This window comes from Pseudomonas sp. E102, from assembly GCF_052660185.1.
This window is the reverse complement of record NZ_CP084025.1, coordinates 4,582,882-4,604,122: the sequence shown is the minus strand read 5'-3', so window position 1 is coordinate 4,604,122 and position 21,241 is coordinate 4,582,882. Positions and strand designations below refer to the sequence as shown.

Annotated in this window: 22 protein-coding genes and 2 tRNA genes; 7 read left to right on the top strand and 17 right to left on the bottom strand. The window is 59.2% G+C overall.

Translation table 11 applies throughout. The features are described 5' to 3' along the window. Positions 1 to 76: 76 nt before the first annotated feature. The 6 genes from DOCECA_RS20810 to DOCECA_RS20785 all read right to left on the bottom strand — a co-directional run bounded on the left by DOCECA_RS20810 (position 77) and on the right by DOCECA_RS20785 (position 4,783). Positions 77 to 152, bottom strand: a tRNA-Thr gene (locus DOCECA_RS20810). Positions 153 to 573: 421 nt separating this feature from the next. Next, positions 574 to 1,803: a methyltransferase gene (locus DOCECA_RS20805; RefSeq protein WP_445571005.1), complete on the bottom strand. Its 1,230-nt coding sequence runs from the start codon at positions 1,801 to 1,803 to the stop codon at positions 574 to 576. Next, positions 1,784 to 2,473, bottom strand: a complete 690-nt coding sequence (locus DOCECA_RS20800) for an ABC transporter permease (protein WP_420766354.1) — start codon at positions 2,471 to 2,473, stop codon at positions 1,784 to 1,786. Before DOCECA_RS20800 ends, DOCECA_RS20805 begins: the two co-directional genes overlap by 20 nt. After that, positions 2,470 to 3,165, bottom strand: a complete 696-nt coding sequence (locus tag DOCECA_RS20795; protein WP_420766353.1) for an ABC transporter permease — start codon at positions 3,163 to 3,165, stop codon at positions 2,470 to 2,472. Before DOCECA_RS20795 ends, DOCECA_RS20800 begins: the two co-directional genes overlap by 4 nt. Before the next feature lie 78 nt (positions 3,166 to 3,243). After that, a complete protein-coding gene (locus tag DOCECA_RS20790) occupies positions 3,244 to 3,996 on the bottom strand; it encodes an ABC transporter substrate-binding protein (RefSeq protein WP_434561154.1) in 753 nt (250 codons plus the stop codon). A gap of 13 nt (positions 3,997 to 4,009) precedes the next feature. Then, positions 4,010 to 4,783 (bottom strand): ABC transporter ATP-binding protein, encoded by a 774-nt coding sequence (locus DOCECA_RS20785; protein WP_420766351.1) that lies wholly within the window; start codon positions 4,781 to 4,783, stop codon positions 4,010 to 4,012. A 378-nt stretch (positions 4,784 to 5,161) separates the two neighbouring features. On the opposite strand from DOCECA_RS20785, the gene DOCECA_RS20780 reads away from it, so the two are divergent. Then, positions 5,162 to 5,599, top strand: a complete 438-nt coding sequence (locus tag DOCECA_RS20780; RefSeq protein ID WP_434608295.1) for a carboxypeptidase regulatory-like domain-containing protein — start codon at positions 5,162 to 5,164, stop codon at positions 5,597 to 5,599. Positions 5,600 to 5,607: 8 nt separating this feature from the next. On the opposite strand, the gene DOCECA_RS20775 is transcribed toward DOCECA_RS20780, so the two are convergent. The 10 genes from DOCECA_RS20775 to panM all read right to left on the bottom strand — a co-directional run bounded on the left by DOCECA_RS20775 (position 5,608) and on the right by panM (position 14,326). Continuing rightward, positions 5,608 to 6,054, bottom strand: coding sequence for a hypothetical protein (locus DOCECA_RS20775; RefSeq protein WP_420766349.1), 447 nt, complete (start codon positions 6,052 to 6,054; stop codon positions 5,608 to 5,610). A 40-nt stretch (positions 6,055 to 6,094) separates the two neighbouring features. Further along, positions 6,095 to 8,329 carry an ATP-binding protein gene (locus DOCECA_RS20770; protein WP_434649273.1) on the bottom strand — a complete coding sequence of 745 codons (2,235 nt, stop codon included), beginning with the start codon at positions 8,327 to 8,329 and terminating at the stop codon, positions 6,095 to 6,097. After that, positions 8,326 to 8,934 carry a biliverdin-producing heme oxygenase gene (locus DOCECA_RS20765; protein ID WP_434608288.1) on the bottom strand — a complete coding sequence of 203 codons (609 nt, stop codon included), beginning with the start codon at positions 8,932 to 8,934 and terminating at the stop codon, positions 8,326 to 8,328. Before DOCECA_RS20765 ends, DOCECA_RS20770 begins: the two co-directional genes overlap by 4 nt. Before the next feature lie 213 nt (positions 8,935 to 9,147). Beyond that, the gene (locus DOCECA_RS20760; RefSeq protein ID WP_434649274.1) at positions 9,148 to 9,555 is read right to left on the bottom strand and encodes a hypothetical protein; all 408 of its coding nucleotides are present in this window, start codon (positions 9,553 to 9,555) and stop codon (positions 9,148 to 9,150) included. A 61-nt stretch (positions 9,556 to 9,616) separates the two neighbouring features. Beyond that, positions 9,617 to 9,946: a DHCW motif cupin fold protein gene (locus tag DOCECA_RS20755; RefSeq protein ID WP_420766345.1), complete on the bottom strand. Its 330-nt coding sequence runs from the start codon at positions 9,944 to 9,946 to the stop codon at positions 9,617 to 9,619. Between the two features lie 116 nt (positions 9,947 to 10,062). Next, positions 10,063 to 10,138, bottom strand: a tRNA-Phe gene (locus DOCECA_RS20750). A 102-nt stretch (positions 10,139 to 10,240) separates the two neighbouring features. Next, positions 10,241 to 10,513 carry an oxidative damage protection protein gene (locus tag DOCECA_RS20745; RefSeq protein WP_039592693.1) on the bottom strand — a complete coding sequence of 91 codons (273 nt, stop codon included), beginning with the start codon at positions 10,511 to 10,513 and terminating at the stop codon, positions 10,241 to 10,243. After that, complete coding sequence (gene mutY / locus DOCECA_RS20740) at positions 10,510 to 11,577, bottom strand: A/G-specific adenine glycosylase (RefSeq protein WP_420766344.1); 1,068 nt, start codon at positions 11,575 to 11,577, stop codon at positions 10,510 to 10,512. Before mutY ends, DOCECA_RS20745 begins: the two co-directional genes overlap by 4 nt. Next, positions 11,574 to 13,799: an AsmA family protein gene (locus tag DOCECA_RS20735; RefSeq protein ID WP_434608282.1), complete on the bottom strand. Its 2,226-nt coding sequence runs from the start codon at positions 13,797 to 13,799 to the stop codon at positions 11,574 to 11,576. The genes mutY and DOCECA_RS20735 overlap by 4 nt, the downstream gene beginning before the upstream one ends. A 128-nt stretch (positions 13,800 to 13,927) precedes the next feature. Continuing rightward, complete coding sequence (panM, locus tag DOCECA_RS20730; protein ID WP_445571004.1) at positions 13,928 to 14,326, bottom strand: aspartate 1-decarboxylase autocleavage activator PanM; 399 nt, start codon at positions 14,324 to 14,326, stop codon at positions 13,928 to 13,930. Between the two features lie 260 nt (positions 14,327 to 14,586). Here panM and DOCECA_RS20725 point away from each other — a divergent pair, with 260 nt between their 5' ends. The 6 genes from DOCECA_RS20725 to hisF all read left to right on the top strand — a co-directional run bounded on the left by DOCECA_RS20725 (position 14,587) and on the right by hisF (position 19,573). Then, positions 14,587 to 16,248 (top strand): OFA family MFS transporter, encoded by a 1,662-nt coding sequence (locus DOCECA_RS20725; RefSeq protein ID WP_434561140.1) that lies wholly within the window; start codon positions 14,587 to 14,589, stop codon positions 16,246 to 16,248. Positions 16,249 to 16,527: 279 nt separating this feature from the next. Next, complete coding sequence (gene hisB / locus DOCECA_RS20720) at positions 16,528 to 17,121, top strand: imidazoleglycerol-phosphate dehydratase HisB (RefSeq protein ID WP_024778052.1); 594 nt, start codon at positions 16,528 to 16,530, stop codon at positions 17,119 to 17,121. Continuing rightward, complete coding sequence (gene hisH, locus DOCECA_RS20715) at positions 17,121 to 17,759, top strand: imidazole glycerol phosphate synthase subunit HisH (protein WP_092173371.1); 639 nt, start codon at positions 17,121 to 17,123, stop codon at positions 17,757 to 17,759. Before hisB ends, hisH begins: the two co-directional genes overlap by 1 nt. Continuing rightward, positions 17,759 to 18,013, top strand: a complete 255-nt coding sequence (locus DOCECA_RS20710) for a DUF2164 domain-containing protein (RefSeq protein WP_030141479.1) — start codon at positions 17,759 to 17,761, stop codon at positions 18,011 to 18,013. The genes hisH and DOCECA_RS20710 overlap by 1 nt, the downstream gene beginning before the upstream one ends. 42 nt (positions 18,014 to 18,055) lie before the next feature. After that, positions 18,056 to 18,793 carry a 1-(5-phosphoribosyl)-5-[(5-phosphoribosylamino)methylideneamino]imidazole-4-carboxamide isomerase gene (gene hisA / locus DOCECA_RS20705; protein ID WP_445571003.1) on the top strand — a complete coding sequence of 246 codons (738 nt, stop codon included), beginning with the start codon at positions 18,056 to 18,058 and terminating at the stop codon, positions 18,791 to 18,793. A 9-nt stretch (positions 18,794 to 18,802) separates the two neighbouring features. Beyond that, on the top strand, positions 18,803 to 19,573 hold the full coding sequence (hisF, locus tag DOCECA_RS20700; protein WP_420766339.1) for an imidazole glycerol phosphate synthase subunit HisF: 771 nt from the start codon (positions 18,803 to 18,805) through the stop codon (positions 19,571 to 19,573). A gap of 30 nt (positions 19,574 to 19,603) precedes the next feature. Here the strand turns inward: hisF and DOCECA_RS20695 are convergent, their stop codons facing one another. Beyond that, positions 19,604 to 21,103, bottom strand: a complete 1,500-nt coding sequence (locus tag DOCECA_RS20695; protein WP_445571002.1) for a trypsin-like serine peptidase — start codon at positions 21,101 to 21,103, stop codon at positions 19,604 to 19,606. Between the last annotated feature and the right edge of the window lie 138 nt (positions 21,104 to 21,241).

Here is a 21,241-nt window from a genome sequence, read left to right as displayed (position 1 = left end):
TGGAACGAAAAAACCCGCCAAAGGGCGGGTTTTCGGGGCTTCCAGAGCATTCAGTAGAATGCAATGGAGCCTAATGTGGTGCCGGCACCAGGAGTCGAACCCGGGACCTACTGATTACAAGTCAGTTGCTCTACCAACTGAGCTATACCGGCGTGTGGGCGACGATTATAGCGATTGGGAAGGTTCTGTAAACCCCTGAATTCTGACTATTTTTAGACGAGCTGCAGTTCTGGTGGATGTGGCGCCGCTGGGCGGGGCGCGAGGGGCCTGGTAGCGTGCGGTTGCCTGACTCGAATCGAGGCAAGCCAAAGCACTTGATGCCTGAGCGCAAAAGACGTCAGACCCAACCTTTATGCTGGTTTGCTCAAACGCTTATGCACAATCGAAAGGACGCTGCGAGGGATATCTTTCTGTTTTGTGACCGCTTTCCCGTTTGCTCGCAAGCTGCTGTTTTCATGGTTTTTTATCCATGTGAACAAAAAATGACCAGCTGAGATTCAGCCCGGAAATCGCGGTTTTCTTGGATCCTGGTTTAATTCATCAACAGAGTTATCCACAGGCTGTTTCGCCTCATTAACGTTCTGCCAGCAATAGCAAGTTGCGCGGTGTCAGAGGTGTCTCGCAGAAGGTGCCAAGGCGGACGTTGTAGCTGTTCTGAGTAAGGAAAAGTGCCCGGTCCAAGACCAGCCAAAGCTCCAGGGGGCGGCGGAAAAGGCCCCGCACCAATTCCAGGTTACGCACCTCGGCCAAACGTTGGTGGCCGGCTGCTTCCAGGGCGACCCAATCAGGCGTGCCGATTGTGGATAAGTCTTTCAGGGCAGCCAGGTCGGTGCAGTACTGGGCGAAGGATTTTTCCAGCCAGACGCTGGGCAACGAGGGAGTAGGCAGGTAGTCGTCGCCCCCTCTGATTTGCCGTTGCAGCAGGTCGAAACCCAGGCGCCAGGCCATGGATTGGTCCCGTTGTCTTCCTACGCGGGCGCCAGCGGTGACGGTCTCGGTCTGCGGCAGGCTGAGATCGTCGAGCGACAGCTGTAGGGCAGAGCCTTTTGCGGCGTCGGACAGCGGCTGATATTCCGAGGTGCTGATGCGGTTGTAGCAGCACGGCGCGATAGCCAATTGTGCGCAGCCAGCGGCGCTGGCCAGACGCATCAGGCGCACATGCAAGTCGCCGCAAGCGTGCAGAGCCACCGGGGTGTGTCTGGGGCGCAGCGCCTGGTTTGCGTCTGCCGCCAATACGTCTTGTTGCGAGTGCGTGGCGGGCAGGTGATGGCGTTGGCTCAGCAACTGGCCGCTGGCGACCAGGGCGGGGTCGTATTCCAGGCAGGTTAGTTGTTGTCCATCCTGCAACAGGCGCCGGCCAAGGTGGCCCTTACCGGCGCACCAATCGAGCCAATGGATCGGTGGGGTGGTGAAGCGCAGGCGGCTGGCAAAGGCTTCTATCTGCTGCCATTTGCGTCCGGGTACGTCGACGTTGAGGCGATGGCTGGGAGCTTCGAGCGAGTTGGCCGGCAATTCAGCCACGGCGCTCAATGCCCGGGAGAGAGCAGCCAGTTCCGGGAATGGCGCTGGCGCGCTCTCAATCAACCATGGTTGATGATGGTCGTTTTCCGCTGCGTCCAGCGAACGCTCGCGTAGCCATCGGGCCAATTCCGGGTGGGAAGTTTCCCAAGGCAATTGCAGATGCGTGAAGGGCCGAGGCTTCCATAGTGACTGGTGCGTTGTAAGAAACGCATCCAGCGCGGTAAAACGGGTGAGCAATGCTTCACCCGTCAGCACTTGGCTGTCAGCGCCCTTGGCAGGCATCGACGCGCAGCCAGCGTTCAAGCTGCTTGAAGCCTTGCACCAGTACGAAGGACATCAGCAGGTAGAACATGCCGGCCGCGAAGAAAATTTCCACTGGCATGTAGGTCCTGGCAATGATGGTGCGCGCCATGCCGGTGAGTTCCAGCAGGGTCACCGTGCTTGCCAGGGCGCTGGCCTTGAGCATCAGGATCACTTCGTTGCTGTAGGCGGGCAAGCCGATGCGCGCGGCCCGGGGCAGCATGATGTAGAACAGCGCCTTGGGCCGCGACATGCCCAAGGCTCGTGCGGCTTCGATTTCGCCGCGGGGAATGGCCTGGATGGCGCCGCGCAGGATCTCGGCGATGTAGGCGGCGGTGTGCAGGGTCATGGTGGCCGTGGCGCACCAGAACGGGTCCCGCAGATACGGCCACAGCGCGCTGCTGCGCACGGCATCGAACTGTGCCAGGCCGTAATAGACCAGGAACAACTGGACCAACAGTGGCGTACCACGGAAAAAGAAGATGTAGGCGTAGGGAAACGCCCGCACGTACCACAGCCGCGATGAACGGGCGATGCCCAATGGGATCGCCAGCAGCAAGCCGGCGATCACCGCGATGGCCACCAGCTCCAGTGTAAGCGTGGCGCCCTGGGCCAGTTTCGGCAGCCATTTGATGATGACTTCCCAGTTCATTGGGTGCTCCTGGCAAAGCCGCGGGCGGCGCGTTTTTCCAGCAGGTGCATGCCGATCATGGCGAGCACCGTCAGGCCCAGATACATAAGCGCTGCGACCATATAGAAAGTGAACGGTTGCTTGGAAATGGTCACGCCGATTTGCGCGTGGCGCATGATTTCTTCCAGGCCGATCACCGAAACCAGTGCGGTATCCTTCATGAGGATCATGAACAGATTGCCCAGGCCGGGCAGGGCGATGCGCCACATCTGCGGCAGGATCAATCGGGTGAAGATCCGCCATTTCGACAGGCCAAGCGCCACGCCGGCTTCACGGTGCCCCTTGGGTATCGCCAGGATCGCACCGCGAAATACTTCGGTGGCGTAGGCGCCAAAGCATAGGCCGAGGGCGATGACGCCGGCGGCGAAGGCATTGAGGGCTAGGTCGGGATTGCCGAAATATTCACCCAAGGCACGCATCAGGTTGACGGTACCGAAGTAGATCAACAGCACCCAGAGCAATTCCGGAATGCCGCGGACCAGTGTCGAATAGGTGCCGCCAAGCCATTGCAACGGCTTGTACGGGGAGGTCTTGGCCAAGGCGCCGAGCAGGCCGAGCACCAGCCCCAGGCAGAGAGCCGAAAGGGCCAGCTTGACGGTCATCAGCGCGCCGGCGGCAAGCGCCGGGCCGAATCCGTAGAGGTCGATCATCATGGGCGTGTGTTCATATCGCGGCAGGCTTTGCTAAGGGCCGGCGCTACTGGGTAGCAACGCCGGCCAGGCACGTCAGTATCAATAGATGCTGAACGGGAAGTACTTGTCGTTGATCTTTTTATAGGTGCCGTCGGCAACGATTTCCTTCAGCGCGGCATTCAGTTTGTTGCGCAGTTCGTCATTACCCTTGCGCACTGCAATGGCGATCTTGTCGCCTTCCACCACTGGGTCGCCCTTGAACTCATAGGCACGGCCGGCGTCGGTTTTCAGCCAGTCGTAGTTCACGTATTTGTCCGCCAGGATCCCGTCAACGCGGCCGGAGGTCAGGTCCAGATAGGCGTTTTCCTGGGTATCGTAGAGTTTCAGTTCGACGCCTTCCATGTTGTCTTCCATCCAGGTACCAGCCAGGGTGGAACGCTGGGCTCCGATGACCTTGCCCTTGAGGGAATCTTTATCGACTTTGAACTCGACGTTTTTCGGCGCAATGAACTGCAGCTTGTTGGAGTAGTACGGGTCGGTGAAATCAACGGCCTGCTTGCGCTCTTCGTTGATCGACAACGAAGAAATCAGGAAATCGAACTTTTGGGCCATCAAGGCCGGAATGATGCCGTCCCAGTCGGAAGTGACCACTTCACATTCAACTTTCATCTTGGCGCACAGCGCGTCGCCGATGTCTTTATCGAAGCCTACGACCTGGCCGCTGGCATCCTTGTTATTGAACGGCGGATAGGCCGCCTCGATGCCCATTTTCAGTTTGTCGGCCGCCATGACGTTGGCCGAGAAGACCAGGCTGGCGGCAGCAGCCAAAAAGAATTTCCTGTAGGTCTGCATAGGTACTGCTCCGTTAGCGGTTGCTGGACATGAATTGTTTGCAGCGCGCCGAAAGCGGGTTTTCGAAGACCTGCTGTGGCGACCCTTGCTCCTCGACGAGCCCTTGGTGAAGGAACACGACTTCGCTCGATACCTGGCGGGCGAAGCCCATCTCGTGGGTTACGAGCAGCATGGTACGACCTTCTTCGGCGAGGGCGCGGATCACGCTTAGTACTTCCTGGACCATTTCCGGGTCAAGGGCAGAAGTCGGCTCGTCGAACAGAATGACTTTAGGTTGCATCGCCAATGTGCGGGCGATGGCGGCACGTTGTTGCTGGCCGCCGGACAGTTCGGCAGGGTAGGCGTGGCGCTTGTCAGCAATGCCGACCTTGGCCAGCAAGGCTTCGGCCACTTCCACGGCTTCGGCCTTGCTCTGGCCCAGCACGCGGCGCGGGGCTTCGATGATGTTGTCGAGCACGCTCATGTGCGGCCAGAGATTAAAGTTTTGAAATACAAAACCAATCTCGCTGCGCATGCGATTGATCTGTTTGCCATCGGCGGCGATCAGCTCACCGTTTTTGGCAGCCTTGAGCTTGAGCTCCTCGCCTGCGACCAGAATCTGACCCTGGTTGGGATTTTCCAGCAGATTGATGCAACGCAAAAACGTGGACTTGCCGGAGCCGGAGGAACCCAGGATCGAGATCACGTCACCGTCGCGAGCGGTCAGCGAGACGCCTTTGAGCACCTCCAGCTTTGCGTAGCGTTTGTGCAAGTTGCGGATTTCAAGCGCGGGCGTGGCCTGGGCCATGTGCGATCCTCATGATTTGTGCTCCCTTGCTATTGGCAGCCTTCCTGGCGAGGCGGCCAAGCTAGCATGCGTCCGAATGACAGCCAACAGCGCTTCGGACGGTAGACCGATGATGAGTGACAGGTTGTCGCATCGGCGCAGCAGACTGTCGCGCCATCAACAACCGAACGGCTGTTTGAACCCTGTCCATCGGCGATTTGCCCGGGGAGTCGCGTAAAAAAAGGCGCGATGGTGCCAGCTTTGGGCGGGGGTGGGAAGGGTTAACCGGATGAGCGTTGTCTATTCCGTTTGGCATTCGGCTCAACTTCCAATCGATCTGAACATGGGTGTTCATAAAACGATCAAACGAGGTGGTGTTCCCTATCAGGAGTTGTGGTCATGAAGTTGCTATATTGCCCCATCGTTCTGGGTGCGCTGCTTTTTCCCATCATGCTCAACGCCACCAACCTCGCGCCCATCGACAACGCAGGCGTCCAGGTCCAGCCCATGCAACAGAACGGTATCAGCTACCTGTCCGGCGGTATCGGCGAAGACGAAGCCCGGGCCATCGAACAGGCCCAGGGCTACAACCTGCACATGACTTTTGCGATCGGCCCGGAGGGCAAATACGTCCCGGATGTGGAGGTGACCGTGCAGAGCTCAACGGGACAGACATTGCTGACGCTCAGCGACGCAGGCCCATTGGTGTATGTACAACTGCCGCCGGGCAGTTACAGCGTGATAGCGACGCGTAACGGCGAGGAGCGTCGCGACACCGCCAAAGTGGGCAGCGGAGCCGCGCGCAAGCTAGTGTTCCATTGGAACAGCAGCGAGTAGCCGAGAGCTTACTCGCTGGCGGGCTCTTCCATGGATTGGCGATAACGGTCCAGCGCCTCGCTGAAATCCTTGATGAATTCCGGCGTGCTGAGCCAGCGCTGGGCGGCCTCGCGGTCCATGTCGTCGGCCCACATGCGGTAGTCCACCAGCATATCGGCGGCCAGGTTGGTGGCGGCCATGCCCTCGTTTTCCGCGTTCTTGAGGTCCAGCAGGCCCGGACGCTCGATGATCATTTCGCTAACGTCGGCAAGCAGCGTGTCGAGCATCTGGCTGCGGCTGACGGCCTCGGCTTCACGCAACTTAGCGAATAGCTCCAGCACATAGACCGGCGGCTGGGCAGTGGCGTGAGCCGGATCGCCGTACATCGGGATGGATTTGCGCCCGGTCATACGGATTTGCTTGGCTTTGTCTTTGGCGCGCTTGGCGCGTTTCTGCTGTTTGTTCAGTGAGGCCATTGGGCTTCGGTTTCCAATTCGTTAGGGGGCGGTGGCCGGCTCAATCGATTTTCGGCACGGTGAAGCGGAATTCGCTGCCTTTGCCTGGCTGGCTTTCGGCCTGCAGTTTACCGCCATGAGCCTGGACAATCCCCTTGGAAATATAAAGTCCGAGGCCGGTGCCGTTCGGGTTGCCGTCCTTGGTGGTCCAGTAACGGTCGAAAACATGAGGCAGTTGTTCTGGCGCGATGCCCTCACCAGTGTCGCGGACACTGAATACGATCTCATCGCCTACCGACATTGCGCTGATACCTACGCTACCTTTCTGCGGCGTGAACTTGATGGCATTGCCAATCAGATTGGACAGCACCTGGAACAATCGCTCCGGGTCCGCGTTGATCCTGAGGTTGGGTTCGGCGTGGAAAGAGATATCGATGGCCTTGGCAGAGGCCAGCGGCGTCAGTAATGAACACGCGTCTTCGAATATCTGGCTCACGTCCATCGGCTTGGGGTGGATGGTGTAGCGGCCGGCGTCGATGCGCGAGGTGTCGAGAAGGTCCTCCAGGAGCGAATTCATACGGCTGGCGGCCTGCTGCATGGTATCGATGGCCGAGGAAATTCGCTTCGAGCTGTGGGAGCCATCGGAGCTGAAAGCCTTTTGCATCATGCCGCACAGCATGGAAATGACCGTCATCGGGTTGCGCAAATCATGGGACACGACTGCAACCAACTCATCCCGGGCCTGCACCGCCTGGCGCTCCTTGCGAACTTGCCGTGCCAAGTCGTTTTCCAGGGCCGAGCGCCGCAGGTCGTTGGCGGCGAATACATCGCCATGGCTCCATTTGGTACTGATGCCCCCCATTTCGACTTTCCAGATTTCGAACGACGTCCTCGGGCGTAAGCGTAGTCCGGTCGCGCTTTGCTCCAGGTCGAGGGGTTTTTGAGGGTCACCGCTCCAATTGATGGTTTGCTTGACCTCGGGGCGGAACCACAGCACGCCGTTTTCCACTGGCTTGGGCAGGTGAATCGCCAGCACACCGCTCGCAACCTCCGGATAAGCCTTGGCCGGCGCGAAAATTTCGCCCAGGTTATGGTGAGCAAAAACCGGTTGGTCGGTTTCCATTATCCATTTGTGCAATTCACGAATCTGCTCCGGTTCCGGGCACTGTCCGTGGCGATGCAGCTTGTTGTCCTCGATGATCGCAACGCCATTGGCCCCGGTGAGTTCCATCAGACGCTGTGGGTCGTGGGACAGACTGTCAAAGACGTTTTCGCTGGATTCGGCCATGAGAGTGGCAAGCGCCCCGAGGTCTTCGAGCTTGGCGTCCCGTTGCCCTGCCAGTTCAAGAGCCTCCATCGCACTGATCTGCAGTGAGAGGATCTGGCCGATCGTCTGACAGGCCATGCGCATTTGGTGGGGAACATGCAGCGGCTGGCGGTTGCCGCAGCTGATCAATCCCCATAATTGCTCGCCTTTCATCAGCGAGATGCTCATGGATGACAACACGCCCATGTTCTTCATGTATTGACGGTGAATCGGCGAGACGCTGCGCAGCGTGGAAAAGCTCAAGTCCAGTGGCGCCTGCGTGTCGGGGCGCAGCTCGGGCATCAGCGGTACCGGCGTGTAGTCGGCGTTGGGGATGATGCGCAACCAGTTGGTGCGATACAGCTCGCGAGCCTGTTCCGGAATGTCCGATGCTGGGAAAAACAGGCCCTTGTAGAGCTCCATCGAAGGCGCGCTGGCCTCGGCAATGACTTGCCCGTGGCCTCCTTCCTCGAAACGATAAATCAGGACGCGGTCGTATCCGGTCATGGCCTGGATCTCCCGCACGCTGATTTCGTACAGGGCCTGGAGCGTTTTCGCGCTTTGCAGACGCTGCAGCATGCGGCCCAGGTTGGCCTCGCCATTGACGCCCTCGGGGCGGTAGTCGGTCAGGTGCTGTTCCAGTTCGACAATCAAGGCGCCCTGATGGCGGTGGATCAGGGCGTCGAAGCGCTGCTGGCTCACTACGATGTCGAGCGGAACGTTGTCTCTTTCAGTTTCGGTGCGGAAAGCTTCCAGAAGGGTTGCGGCCTGTTCCTGCCCAAACAGTGCATCCAGGGGCAGACCGAGAAGCTCTTGAGGATCATACCCTGTCAGTTGTTGCGCGTTTGCGCTGACCTGGCGGATCACGAAATCAGGCTCGGACAGCATCAGCAATACGCCGTGAGGCTGGATGGCCCCGGGGAAGCGGATCGGTTCGTCTGCGCAATTGGCCAGCAATTCTTCGAAGGCTTCTTGGTTTTCCGGTTTCATAACAGAACCTCCTGACTGGCCAGCCAGCGTTCAAAACAGATGAATGTCGCCTTGGCAGCGCGTGTGGCTTCGAGCGTCTGGTCGTCGCCAAGGTTCCGGTCACCTAGATACTGAAGAAAATCCTTCCAGCGCCGGCCGGTAAGTTCTCCATAAACGTCGAGGAAAGCGGCACCGCTGGATGAATCGAGACCTAACTGTTCGGCCACCCTGCGTCGCAGGATCTGTCCGCCCAATGTTGCGCCTTCCAGCACATAGGAAACGCCGAGGGCGGCGGCCGGAGAATCAATCTGCGGCAGGAGTTGGCAGACGGGCAGCGAGTCAATCGCCATTTCGTCCAGACCCAGCGCCATGAGATCCGCTCGTAGCACCGGCAGCTTGATGCGTAGGGATTGGTCCAGCCCCGTCGGCGTCAGCGCGAGAATATGGAGGCGACGTTCCAGTGGCTCATAAAAACCGTGGTATGCCGCTATCAAGCGCCGGTACAGGCCTAGATCCAGTTGCTCCGAGAAAAACGGCAAGCGTTTCTCCAGGGCAATGTGCAGTTCAGCGGTTTCAGTCCGCAATGCCTGGATCAGGGAGGGCGGAGGGGCGGACGGTGCAGGCATGCAGAATGAAGCTCTTTGAGTGAAGCGTTGCAGAAAAAAACGCATCAATCTTACACAGGTTTATTGGGTGGGCGATCGTCAATAGCCCGCTTTATTGTTCGGGCAGCATGGCCGGTCTGTCGCTCCTGGTATCGGCCGGCGAAGAGGCGTTCATTACCTTCACGGCGGGTGTCCAGCCGTTGGGCGTAATCCACGATAGGCTACGCCGTAAAATCAGGCTTGGCCTTGGCTCAGTGCTTGGGATGCGGCCACATAGTCGGCTTGGAATTGCTTGCTTTCCACCCAATCCAGCGCGGTCTGCTCATCGACACCCGTGGTCAGGCGACGGTACTCGATCAATGCAGTGATGATGAAGTCGGTGGCCTCTTCTTCGCCTTCCTGTTCCAACACGAGCGCCAGCAGCGGATGTGCCAGGAATGCTTCGCACATGGCTTTCTGGCTGACCTTTTCGGCGGCGCTCATGAGTCCGAACAGATCCGACAAGTCCACGGTTTCCAAGTCGATGCGCTCATCGTTCGGGTCAAGGAAATCGTTTGGCGCAGCAGCACGCTGAATGCGGTTGTTCTTGGCTTTCGCCTTCGCGCGCTGGCTGCGTTTGTGCTGTTTGTTCGCCGATGACATGGTCGGATTCCTGATGGATAAGACGATCTATCCTACAGCTTCGACGCGGACGCTTCGAATCTCAATCGACTATGAAGAGCGTGGCCCCTGATGAAGTCGAAGACCGATGGGGCTCGGCCTGGTCCGCCACCTGGTAGCTCATGCCTGGCTTGAGCAAAAATTGCCGGCCATCTTCGAGCTCGGTATCGAGCTCGCCCTTTAGGCAAAACAGGATATGGCCCTTGGTGCACCAATGGTCGGCCAGGTAACCGGCGGTGTATTCCACCATCCGTACCCGAATGCTCCCGAACTGCCGCGTTCGCCAATAAGCGGTTCCGGTAATGCCCTTATGCTCGGTGGGCTCGATGGTGGACCAATCGGTGGTGCCGAAGGGGATGCCAGTGATGTCCATTTCGACTCGCTTGCTGGAGGGGAGCGGACGAATGTAGCTGAGTCGATAGGGCGGCGGAAGAAAAATCCAGGCAATAAAAAACCCCGATCAATTTCTTGATCGGGGTTTTCGGTATTTGGTGCCCAGAGACGGAATCGAACCGCCGACACGGGGATTTTCAATCCCCTGCTCTACCGACTGAGCTATCTGGGCAACGGGGCGCATTAAACGGGTTTTTCAGGGGGGCGTCAAGCGAGTTATCAAAAAATATTTAATTATTACCGTCGCTTACGATTCGCCCCCGCTCTGGAAGGCTTATTCGGACGGCGGCACGTAGCCTTCGGCCTTGGCGTATTCTTCGCCGGAAAAGAACTTCTCCATCTCGCCTTGAAGGTATTTGCGATCTTCGGCGTTCATCATGTTCAGGCGTTTTTCGTTGATCAGCAGGGTCTGGTGTTTCTGCCAATCGCCCCAGGCCTTGGCCGAGACGTTGTCGTAGATGTCCTGGCCTTTGGCGCCCGGGAACGGCGCGCGTTCCAGGCCTTCCAGTTCTTCTTTGTACTTGCGGCACATGATGGTGCGGGTCATTGCAACTCTCCTGCATTCAGTACGGCGGCCGCGCGTTCGAGCAAGGTTTTGACCGGGGCGGCAAGGCCCAGGCGCGGCGGGGTGGCGAGGTTATACCAGAGCCAGTCGGCCTCGGCCACGTGGTGGCCGGTTTCCCGGACCCGGACCAGCCAGGGTTCGATTGCCAACTGGAAGTGGCTGAAGGTGTGTATCAGGTCTGGCATTGCCTGTTGCGGGCCCAGCTCCAGGGAATGTTGCAAGGCCAGGTGCTGCAGATCATCCAGGCCATCGAGTTCCGGCAGACTCCACAAGCCGCCCCATAAGCCGGTGGATGGGCGACGGTAAAGCAAGATGGCGCCCTCGCGATTGGCCAGCATGGGCATCAAGGTGCGCTTCTTGGGCACTTCCTTGCGTGGCTTGGGAATCGGGTAGCGGGTTTCCAGGCCCAGCATGTGCGCCTCGCAACCTTTTTTGAGCGGACACAACAGGCAACTGGGCTTGCTGCGGGTACACAGCGTGGCCCCCAGGTCCATCATCGCCTGGGTGTAAGCGTTGACGCGGTCTTGCGGCGTGAAGCGCTCGGCGGTGGCCCATAGCTGTTTCGCAACCTTGGGTTCGCCCGGGTAGCCTTCCTGGGCGGTGAAACGCGCCAGCACGCGCTTGACGTTGCCATCGAGGATCGGCGCCCGTAGGTCCATGCTGATGCTGGCGATGGCGCCAGCGGTGGACAGGCCGATCCCCGGCAGTTCGGTGAGCTTTTCCACATCCCGGGGGAATTCCCCGGCGTATTGCTCCACGACGATTTTCGCTGTTTTCTGCAGATTGCGTGCACGGGTGTAGTAGCCCAATCCGGTCCACAGATGCAGCACTTCATCCTCCGGCGCGTCGGCGAGGGCCTGGACCGTTGGCAGGGCGGCCATGAACCGGTCGAAGTAATTGAGCACGGTGCTGACCTGGGTCTGCTGCAGCATGATTTCCGAGACCCACACCCGATAAGGCGTGATGCCCTGTTGCCAGGGCAGGTCGTGGCGTCCATGGCGGTCGAACCAATCCAGTACCGCGGCGGAAAACTGCTCGGATGTCATCGCTTGAACAGCCCCTTGAGCGCGTCTTTGAGCTCAGGGCTGACTTTGTCGCCCAGCTTCTCGTCAATCTTGTCGCCGAGGCGGTCTCCGGCCAGTTTCGCCGCGACCTTGCCCAGCCCATCGTTATCCAGGCGGCAGGCTTTGGCACCCAACTCCAGCGGGCCGCGGCAGCGCAACGGCCACTCGACGTCGACGTAGCGTTCGTTGACCTGGCAGGCAGGGTCGGGCATGTCGCTTTTGTCGCCTTCGACGATCACGCCGACGCGGTAGTCCATGCCCAGCACGCGCAGGTCGATGTCGCCGTTGCCGTTGACGGTCATGCCGGGAATGCGGACTTTCAGGTCTGGGTTGTGGGCAACGCCGTTGGTGAAAGTGAGGTTGCCGTTGAGCTGCTGGAACGGCGTGTCCTTGCCGCGAGGTTCGCCAGTGAGTGACTTGCGGTTCAGCGTGGCGATGCCTTTGCACAGTTGCTGTTCAAGATTGGCATTGAGCAATACGCCATCGTTGATGACGAAACCGGCCGTGCCATTAAGGCTATCGATCAGGGCTTTTTGGCTGTTGCCGTTGGCGGTGATCGCGCTGTTGAGCGTGACCAGACCCTTGACCGGCGGATTCTTGCCTTGGCTTTCGATGATTTTCTCGGCCGGCACCCGGTTGATGCGGGTTTGCAGGCTCAACTGTGGCGTAGGCTGCCGTACGTCCAGGGTGCCCTTGGTTTCAAAGTTGCCGCTGTACAGGTCGCCGCGCAGGTTCTCCAGAGTCAACAGGCCACCCAGGCCGGTCGCCTTGAGCGCGGCGTTCTGGATCGGCAGTTTGTCGAGGGTCAGTTGGCCGAAGGTCAGGTCGGCATCGATGTCCAGCTTGCTCAGGCGCTCCACCGGAAACAGCCGATCATTGCTCCAGGCGCCTTGGGTTGGAGCGCTTGGCAGGGGTGTGCTGCCGGCGCCGGCCATGGCACTGGCCTCGGTGTTGCTGACTTCGGCCTCGCGGGCTGCCTTGGAGCTGTCGGCTTCGGCGGACTTTGGCGGCAGGTAGCGGTCGACGTTGAACGTATCGGCCTTGAGCTGCACGCGCAGGGCCTGTTTGGCAAAGTCTTCCACAGCGATACGGCCGCTGAAACTGCTGTCGTCGACCTTCAAGTTGATGTCGTTGAGTTCGACACTGTTCGGCGTGCCGGCAATGCGGCTCGCCAGTTCGACCTTGCTCAGGCTGCCCTCAGCCATTGCTGGCAGTTTTTGGCCAACGCTGTCGACAAACTTTGCCAAGTCGAATTGGGCAATCGAAATGCCGCCATTCAGTTGTGGCGTCTTGTCGAGGTCGTTGACCTTCAACTCGCCCAGTGCACGCAGTTGGTTGAGGGAAAGCTTGATCCCGGTCCACTCGGCGACGTTTGCCGCTTTATCCAGGGAAAGTTGCCCTTGGGCCGCGAAACTCACGGTCTTGCCTTGCAAGGGATCGCCGGTGGCTTCGCCGGACAGCTTCAGGTCTTCGAACCGATAGCGCTGCAAAGCGCGCTCGAAGCGCAGTTCGCCAGTGACCTCGGTGCGCACGCGGACGGCCGGCTGGTTGCTGGACAGGAACGCCGTGAGGGTAACCGGGATGTTGGTAGCGTCATGGATCGGGCCGGTGCTCAACTGGATGCTTTCGGCACTGAACTGCTTGCCGGTCTGCTCGTCGGTGTATTCCACTCGGGCGTTGTTCACGGTCAGGCTGTCGATGTCCAACCGTGTTGGCTGGGCCGGCTTTTCTGCCGGTGCGCTGGCCGGCGGGGTGGATTGTTCGACGGGCGTTGGTGCTTCCTGGGTGGATGCGGAGGTGGGCGCCTTGCCGATATCTTCCCAGTTGCCGTGGCCGCTCTTGTCACGGTTCAGGCGTAGGTTCAGGCCTTCGACCCGGACATCGCTCATCTGCACCTCGCGGCGCAGCAGCGGCATCACCCGGACAGACAGCCCGAGCATCTGAAGGTCGGCGAAAGGTTGGGTTGGGTTGGCCAGGGTGGCGACACTGGCTTCGTGCAGTTCCAGACCCAGCCATGGGAACAGGCTCCAACCGATGTCCCCATTGAGTGTCAGCTCGATGTGGGCTTTATCGCGGGCTATCTGGCGGATCTCTTCTTTATAGTCGTTGGGATCGAAGAGGTGGGTCAGGGCAAAGCCCAGGGCCACAATGATCAGCAACAGCCCGAGAAGTACCAGACCCAGGATTTTGCCGAACGCTTTCATGGGCGAATCCTTATAGGTTGAGTTCAAATTTTGCCAGGGAGTATAACGTCCCGGGTCGGTGGAGCGTTGAGGGATCGATTTTTCGAGCTGCCGTTACCCGGCCAGGCGCGGTCCCCGTGGCGAGGGAGCTATTCGACATCCAGAGGTAATTTCAATTTCGCCGCCAAGGCCTGGGCTTCCAGATGCCCGGCAGGCGCCTGCAGTCGCAGCTCGGCGTTGCCTTGCTCAGCCATCCTCCGGGCTTCGCTCACCAGCCGTTCCGCCACGCCCCGGCGGCGAGTGACGTTTCGCACGCATAGGTGGGACAAGCGCCAGACGTTCTGGTGCCGTTGCAGTCGTGCTGCACCGAGCAGGCGATCGTTGAAGCGTGCCGCGATCAACGAGCCTTCCTCGAGACATCTCTCTATGAGTCGCGCGGCGTCGCTGAACGGCTCGAACAGCCAGACCGGCGCGTCCCGATAGATTTTCTGCAGATCCTGCTCGTCCTGACGAGTGGCTTCATTCAGGTGCTCGACAACGATGGGCATGGAAATTCCTGAAAAATAAACGAATTGCCCCCTACAGAAAGTCAGCAGAGGCGCGATAAGACGAGTGAGAGAAAAAAGGTGATAGCACTTTGGTTTTTCTGTCACGAGCAAATGTTAACCTTTGTCGGTTCGTCCGTCCTTCTGCGACGTGATGTCGCACTAAAATGGAGCTTCACCACAGAATACAGTCATGCCTGCGTGCAAGAAGGCTGAGGGTGAGGTGTGGCTGGCGAACCATTCCAATAACTGGGGGATACACAATGAGCACGAGCATCACGGCGGACGGCATCGCCGACCAGCCTGCGTTCCTCTCCAAGGAACGTATCATCGCCAAGCCCGGATTCAACCGGTGGCTGGTTCCACCGGCCGCGCTGGCCATCCACCTCTGCATCGGCATGGCCTATGGCTTCTCGGTGTTCTGGTTGCCACTGTCCAAGGCCTTGGGTATCACCAAGCCTGTCGCCTGTGCACCGGATATGAGCTTCATCTCGCAAGTCTTTTCGTCCCAATGTGACTGGCCGATCTCCATGCTCGGCTGGATCTACACCCTGTTCTTCATCTTCCTGGGCTGCTCGGCAGCCATCTGGGGCGGCTGGCTGGAACACGCCGGGCCACGCAAGGCCGGCGTTGTTTCGGCATTGTGCTGGTGCGGTGGCCTGCTGATTTCCGCGCTGGGTATCTATACCCACCAGATCTGGCTGATGTGGGTCGGTTCCGGTGTGATCGGCGGCATTGGCCTGGGCCTGGGCTATATCTCGCCAGTCTCGACGCTGATCAAATGGTTCCCGGACAAGCGCGGCATGGCGACCGGCATGGCGATCATGGGCTTTGGTGGCGGTGCGATGGTCGGTGCTCCACTGGCTGCGGCGCTGATGAGCCATTTCGCTACGCCGACCGAGGTGGGTGTCTGGCAGAGCTTCCTGGTGATGGCCGCGATCTACTTCGTGTTCATGATCGGTGGCGCCTTGTCGTACCGCGTTCCGCCAACCGGTTGGAAGCCTGAAGGCTGGACCCCGGCACCGAAGAAAGCCGCGAACGCGATGATCACTCATCGTCACGTTCACGTGAACGTTGCCTGGAAAACCCCGCAGTTCCGCCTGGTATGGCTGGTGCTGTGCCTGAACGTATCCGCCGGTATCGGCATCCTGGGCATGGCTTCGCCACTGCTGCAGGAAGTGTTTGGCGGCAAACTGCTGGGCAACGACCTGCCTTTCGGTCAGCTGGACGCCGTGCAACTGGGCCAGATCGCTGCCATTGCGGCCGGTTTCACCGGTCTGTTGAGCCTGTTCAACATCGGTGGCCGGTTCTTCTGGGCGTCCTTCTCGGACTACCTGGGCCGTAAAAACACCTACTTCGTGTTCTTCGCATTGGGTGTTGCCCTGTACGCGCTGATCCCGAACCTGGGTCACTTGGGCAGTATCGCGCTGTTCGTGGCGGCGTTCTGCATCATCCTGTCGATGTACGGCGGCGGTTTCGCAACCGTGCCGGCCTACCTGGCGGACCTGTTCGGTACGCAAATGGTTGGCGCGATCCACGGTCGTCTGCTGACGGCGTGGGCGGCGGCAGGCGTGCTGGGCCCGGTTCTGGTGAACTACTTGCGTGAATATCAGCTGAGCATCGGCGTCGAGCGTGCCGCGGCCTATGACATCACCTTGTACATCCTGGCCGGCCTGCTGGTGCTGGGTTTCCTGTGTAACCTGATGGTCCGTCCGGTCGCCGACAAGTACTTCATGACCGACGCCGAACTGGCCGCTGAACAGGCGCTGGGCCATGACAAGGGCGCCGACAGCACCACTTCGCTGGAATGGAAAGCCGCGCCGGGCACCAAGCCTTTGGCAATCGCCGCCTGGCTGGTGGTGGGCATTCCGTTGGCGTGGGGTGTGTGGGTGACCCTGCAGAAGACGGCGGTGTTGTTCCGTTAAGACCGTTGCCCTGATCATCAGGTCAGGGCAGCCCTTGTGGGAGCGAGCTTGCTCGCGATAGCGGTGGGTCAGCGGACAGTAATGTCGGCTGACACGCCTCATCGCGAGCAAGCTCGCTCCCACAGTCGTTTTGGCTGGTGGATAAGACTTGTATGCACATGTCTATCGCCGACAGCCCGGGTTTCAACCCGTCAGTGATGTCACCTCTTTTGTTTCTGTTTGCCGCTCGCGCCCCTATAATGGCTGCCTTTTTCGCCCAATGATTTTGCGGAGCTGGTGATGGCCGAACGTAAGGCGTCTGTCGAGCGCGACACTCTGGAAACCCAGATCAAAGCCTCGATCAACCTGGATGGCACCGGAAAGGCCCGGTTTGATATCGGCGTGCCTTTTCTTGAGCACATGCTGGACCAGATCGCCCGTCACGGGCTGATCGACCTGGACATCGTCAGCAAGGGCGACCTGCATATCGACGACCACCACACGGTGGAAGACGTCGGTATCACCTTGGGCCAGGCCTTTACCCAGGCCATCGGCGACAAAAAAGGCATCCGTCGCTACGGCCATGCCTACGTGCCGCTCGATGAAGCGCTGTCGCGCGTGGTCATCGACTTCTCCGGCCGCCCTGGCCTGCAAATGCATGTGCCGTACACCCGTGCCACCGTCGGCGGCTTCGACGTTGACCTGTTCCAGGAATTCTTCCAGGGCTTCGTCAACCACGCCAACGTGACCCTGCACATCGACAACCTGCGCGGGCACAACACCCATCACCAGATCGAAACCGTGTTCAAGGCCTTTGGCCGCGCGCTGCGCATGGCGGTGGAGCTCGATGACCGCATGGCCGGCCAGATGCCTTCCACCAAGGGCGTGCTGTAATGCAGACGGTCGCGGTTATCGACTACGGCATGGGCAACCTGCACTCGGTGGCCAAGGCCCTCGAGCACGTGGGCGCCGGCAAGGTGCTGATCACCAGCGATGCCGATGTGATTCGCGAAGCCGACCGCGTGGTGTTCCCCGGTGTCGGCGCGATTCGTGATTGCATGGCCGAGATTCGTCGCCTGGGCTTCGACAAGCTGGTGCACGAAGTCAGCCAGGATCGGCCGTTCCTCGGCATCTGCGTGGGCATGCAGGCTTTGCTCGATCGCAGCGAAGAGAACGATGGCGTCGATTGCATTTCGCTGTTCCCCGGCCAGGTAAAGTTTTTCGGCAAGGGCCTGCATGAGGATGGCGAACATCTGAAAGTCCCGCACATGGGCTGGAACGAAGTGAAGCAGGCGGTCGATCATCCCCTGTGGCACAACATCCCTGACTTGGCGCGCTTCTACTTCGTGCACAGCTACTACATCGCCGCCGGCAACGCGCGGCAGGTGGTGGGCAGCGGTCACTATGGCGTCGATTTCGCCGCGGCCCTGGCCGATGGTTCGCGCTTCGCCGTGCAGTTCCATCCGGAGAAGAGCCATACCCATGGCCTGCAGCTATTGCAGAACTTCGCCGCATGGGACGGACGCTGGTAATGGCACGCAAGAAACCGCCGATCCTCACCCTCACGCCTGAGCAGGAAAGTGAAGCGAACCGCAAGATCCAGCGGTTCATGGAGGAACGTTTCGAGCTGGACCTGGGCTCGTTCGAAGCGGCGGAAATTCTTGACCTGTTTACCCGCGAAATTGCTCCGCACTATTACAACAGGGCGATTTTCGATGTGCAGGCGCACCTTAAAGAAAGGTTCGAAAGCATTGAAAGCGACTTGTGGGCGCTCGAGAAAAACTGATTCCCGAGCCAAGCTGAATACTCGTATTTAAGGGTTTGCCAGATGCTGATTATCCCCGCTATCGATCTCAAGGACGGCGCTTGCGTACGTCTGCGCCAGGGCCGCATGGAAGACTCCACGGTGTTTTCCGATGACCCGGTGAGCATGGCCGCCAAGTGGGTGGAGGGCGGCTGCCGTCGCCTGCATCTGGTTGACCTGAACGGTGCTTTCGAAGGCCAGCCGGTCAATGGCGAAGTGGTCACGGCCATCGCCAAGCGCTATCCGAACCTGCCGATCCAGATCGGTGGCGGCATCCGCTCGCTGGAAACCATCGAGCACTACGTCAAGGCTGGCGTGAGCTACGTGATCATCGGCACCAAGGCCGTGAAAGACCCGGCTTTCGTCGCTGAAGCCTGTCGCGCGTTCCCTGGCAAAATCATCGTTGGCCTGGATGCCAAAGACGGTTTCGTCGCCACCGATGGCTGGGCTGAAATCAGCTCCGTGCAGGTCATCGATCTGGCCAAGCAGTTTGAAGCCGACGGCGTGTCCTCGATCGTTTATACCGACATCGCCAAAGACGGCATGATGCAGGGCTGCAACGTACCGTTCACCGCTGCGCTGGCCGCTGCCACCAAGATCCCGGTGATCGCTTCCGGTGGCATTCATAATCTGGGTGACGTCAAGTCGCTGCTCGACGCCAAGGCGCCGGGCATTATCGGCGCAATCACCGGGCGTGCGATCTATGAGGGCACCCTCGACGTCGCTGAAGCGCAAGCTTTCTGCGATTCCTACAAAGGCTGAGGACTGACCATGGCGCTGGCCAAACGCATCATCCCTTGCCTGGACGTGGACAACGGCCGGGTGGTCAAGGGCGTCAAATTCGAGAACATCCGTGACGCCGGCGACCCGGTGGAAATTGCTCGCCGCTACGACGAGCAGGGTGCCGATGAGATTACCTTCCTCGACATCACGGCCAGTGTCGATGGCCGCGATACCACACTGCATACCGTCGAGCGCATGGCCAGCCAGGTGTTCATCCCGCTGACCGTGGGCGGCGGCGTGCGCTCCGTTCAGGACATCCGCAACCTGCTCAATGCCGGGGCGGACAAGGTGTCGATCAACACCGCGGCGGTGTTCAACCCCGAATTTGTCGGTGAAGCAGCGCAGCACTTCGGCTCGCAGTGCATCGTCGTGGCCATCGACGCGAAGAAGGTTTCCGCCCCCGGCGAAACCCCGCGCTGGGAAATCTTCACCCATGGTGGGCGCAAACCCACGGGTCTGGACGCTGTTGAATGGGCAAAGAAAATGGAAGCCCTGGGCGCCGGTGAGATCCTGCTGACCAGCATGGACCAGGACGGCATGAAAAACGGCTTCGACCTGGGCGTCACCCGCGCCATCAGCGATGCACTGGGCATTCCAGTCATCGCTTCCGGCGGTGTCGGCAACCTGCAGCACTTGGCTGACGGCATCCTCGAAGGTCACGCCAGCGCGGTATTGGCGGCGAGTATCTTCCACTTCGGCGAGTACACCGTGCCGGAGGCCAAAGCTTATATGGCGCAGCGCGGTATCTGCATTCGATAGGTTTCTTCATCGAAAACCGCCTGGTGCCTGTCAGAGTGTCGGGCTGGTCTCCTGCCGGCTTGTGGCAGGACTTAGCAAGTCTTCCCTGGGCTTGGATTCCTGATCCATTTTGTCGTAAGCGATGCTGCAGAATTTCTGCGGCAGTTCTTCGTTTTCGAACAAATAACCTCTCTGGTCATAGGGTTCGTACTCTTGCGCTTCAGTGCAGTCTGTCGTTTCCGGCGGGCCGAACTTGATGGCGTAGGTATGGTATTGATCCTCGGATTGTTCCAGTGCGACTCCGATGCCCGCGTAGATCGACAAATTTGGCTGGGCTGTCGGAGCGCCGTCCAGGATTTCTACCGGCAGCGAAAGGGTAGTGAGTGGCTCTGCCGGTCCCGAGGAGTCAACACCAATAATGCATAGGAAATAGACGCCTGGCTGAGTGCCGATATCAGTGTCTATAAACGCGTCGACCGAGCTGATTGGATCGCTATAGTTTTGGCCGTTTTCGCAGTGCTTTGCGGTACGAACCGTCTTGTGGCGATAAAAGGCAGTGCTGATCTTGAAGCGGTAGTTCCAAGTCGGGATTGCTATGGTCCCGTCAGGCTGTTTTACAAGACGCTGATACCGCGCCGGGCTGTTTTTTTCCAGGTCAACGGAAAATGACGGGTAAAGCGCGCAAGATGCCGTCACGTCCTTGACCAGATGGCCTTGCACGAAGCACCCGTTGAGAAAAGCCGTTGAAGTTCCATAGTGGTTGTCGGGGATTGGTTTATAGCCACTGTTGGTGCGCATACAAGGCACATACCATTCGCATGGGGTGAAGCCCTCGGGTGTGGCACTGGTGTTCAGCACACCGACAATCTCGTTGGTGTAACGATCAAGGATGGGGCCTCCTTCACTGCCTCCCGCCAGATCCGAGCATTGATTCATTATGTTGTTTCGCCAGACAAACTGACCTTTGATGACCTCGTCGGCAGATTGCAGTGTGCACGCGGCCATGCGCAGTGTGTTCTTTGGAAAACCCAACGAGGCTCCTACCGTCAACACATCGGTTCCATCAGTCGGCTGTCCCTGGGCCAATTTCAATGGTTTTATACCGGCCCTGATGAGTTCCTGAAGGCTGACGTTCAGCTCGATGATAGAAAGATTGGTGCCATGCATACTCCGCCATGCCACTTTTTTTACCGGGTAGATCTGGAATAACAAGGTGTCAGCGAAGTAACTGAAATAGATGTGGCCGCTTATGGGGGTGTCCGTCATGTTGCTTTCGTCGATTTGCCTCGTACAGAAACCCGTGGTGACCACATAGGCGGGCGTTGGTCCGGCCACAGTGGAATCCTGAGTATCGAGCAGTGTGGCGGTGCAATAACTGTCGGTATACAGCCGACCGATGCCTCGCCAATGGTCATATTTGCCATCCGCATTTTCCAAGACCCTGGACGCTGCGAAGTTTTGCAGGCCATCGCCATAGTCCTTGCTGTGAGCAATACCTTGCAAAGCCGACACGCACAGCACGGCCATTAAGGGAAATAAGATCGATCTCATAAAACGCTGCCTCTGATTAAATGAATAGAAACCGGTCAGGCCGGTGTTTCAATTAACCAGAGCGCGCCTGTTGGCTGGCGGTAACTAATTACCTCACCCTTGAAGGCTGGAACCTCTAGCCTGAAAGGTTGAGCCGGC

Excerpts from the sequence above, each read along its gene's own strand:
- DOCECA_RS20805 (WP_445571005.1), bottom strand. The coding sequence starts at position 1,803 with ATGCCTGCCAAGGGCGCTGACAGCCAAGTGCTGACGGGTGAAGCATTG.
- DOCECA_RS20800 (WP_420766354.1), bottom strand. The coding sequence starts at position 2,473 with ATGAACTGGGAAGTCATCATCAAATGGCTGCCGAAACTGGCCCAGGGC.
- DOCECA_RS20795 (WP_420766353.1), bottom strand. The coding sequence starts at position 3,165 with ATGATGATCGACCTCTACGGATTCGGCCCGGCGCTTGCCGCCGGCGCG.
- DOCECA_RS20790 (WP_434561154.1), bottom strand. The coding sequence starts at position 3,996 with ATGCAGACCTACAGGAAATTCTTTTTGGCTGCTGCCGCCAGCCTGGTC.
- DOCECA_RS20785 (WP_420766351.1), bottom strand. The coding sequence starts at position 4,783 with ATGGCCCAGGCCACGCCCGCGCTTGAAATCCGCAACTTGCACAAACGC.
- DOCECA_RS20780 (WP_434608295.1), top strand. The coding sequence starts at position 5,162 with ATGAAGTTGCTATATTGCCCCATCGTTCTGGGTGCGCTGCTTTTTCCC.
- DOCECA_RS20775 (WP_420766349.1), bottom strand. The coding sequence starts at position 6,054 with ATGGCCTCACTGAACAAACAGCAGAAACGCGCCAAGCGCGCCAAAGAC.
- DOCECA_RS20770 (WP_434649273.1), bottom strand. The coding sequence starts at position 8,329 with ATGAAACCGGAAAACCAAGAAGCCTTCGAAGAATTGCTGGCCAATTGC.
- DOCECA_RS20765 (WP_434608288.1), bottom strand. The coding sequence starts at position 8,934 with ATGCCTGCACCGTCCGCCCCTCCGCCCTCCCTGATCCAGGCATTGCGG.
- DOCECA_RS20760 (WP_434649274.1), bottom strand. The coding sequence starts at position 9,555 with ATGTCATCGGCGAACAAACAGCACAAACGCAGCCAGCGCGCGAAGGCG.
- DOCECA_RS20755 (WP_420766345.1), bottom strand. The coding sequence starts at position 9,946 with ATGGACATCACTGGCATCCCCTTCGGCACCACCGATTGGTCCACCATC.
- DOCECA_RS20745 (WP_039592693.1), bottom strand. The coding sequence starts at position 10,513 with ATGACCCGCACCATCATGTGCCGCAAGTACAAAGAAGAACTGGAAGGC.
- mutY (WP_420766344.1), bottom strand. The coding sequence starts at position 11,577 with ATGACATCCGAGCAGTTTTCCGCCGCGGTACTGGATTGGTTCGACCGC.
- DOCECA_RS20735 (WP_434608282.1), bottom strand. The coding sequence starts at position 13,799 with ATGAAAGCGTTCGGCAAAATCCTGGGTCTGGTACTTCTCGGGCTGTTG.
- panM (WP_445571004.1), bottom strand. The coding sequence starts at position 14,326 with ATGCCCATCGTTGTCGAGCACCTGAATGAAGCCACTCGTCAGGACGAG.
- DOCECA_RS20725 (WP_434561140.1), top strand. The coding sequence starts at position 14,587 with ATGAGCACGAGCATCACGGCGGACGGCATCGCCGACCAGCCTGCGTTC.
- hisB (WP_024778052.1), top strand. The coding sequence starts at position 16,528 with ATGGCCGAACGTAAGGCGTCTGTCGAGCGCGACACTCTGGAAACCCAG.
- hisH (WP_092173371.1), top strand. The coding sequence starts at position 17,121 with ATGCAGACGGTCGCGGTTATCGACTACGGCATGGGCAACCTGCACTCG.
- DOCECA_RS20710 (WP_030141479.1), top strand. The coding sequence starts at position 17,759 with ATGGCACGCAAGAAACCGCCGATCCTCACCCTCACGCCTGAGCAGGAA.
- hisA (WP_445571003.1), top strand. The coding sequence starts at position 18,056 with ATGCTGATTATCCCCGCTATCGATCTCAAGGACGGCGCTTGCGTACGT.
- hisF (WP_420766339.1), top strand. The coding sequence starts at position 18,803 with ATGGCGCTGGCCAAACGCATCATCCCTTGCCTGGACGTGGACAACGGC.
- DOCECA_RS20695 (WP_445571002.1), bottom strand. The coding sequence starts at position 21,103 with ATGAGATCGATCTTATTTCCCTTAATGGCCGTGCTGTGCGTGTCGGCT.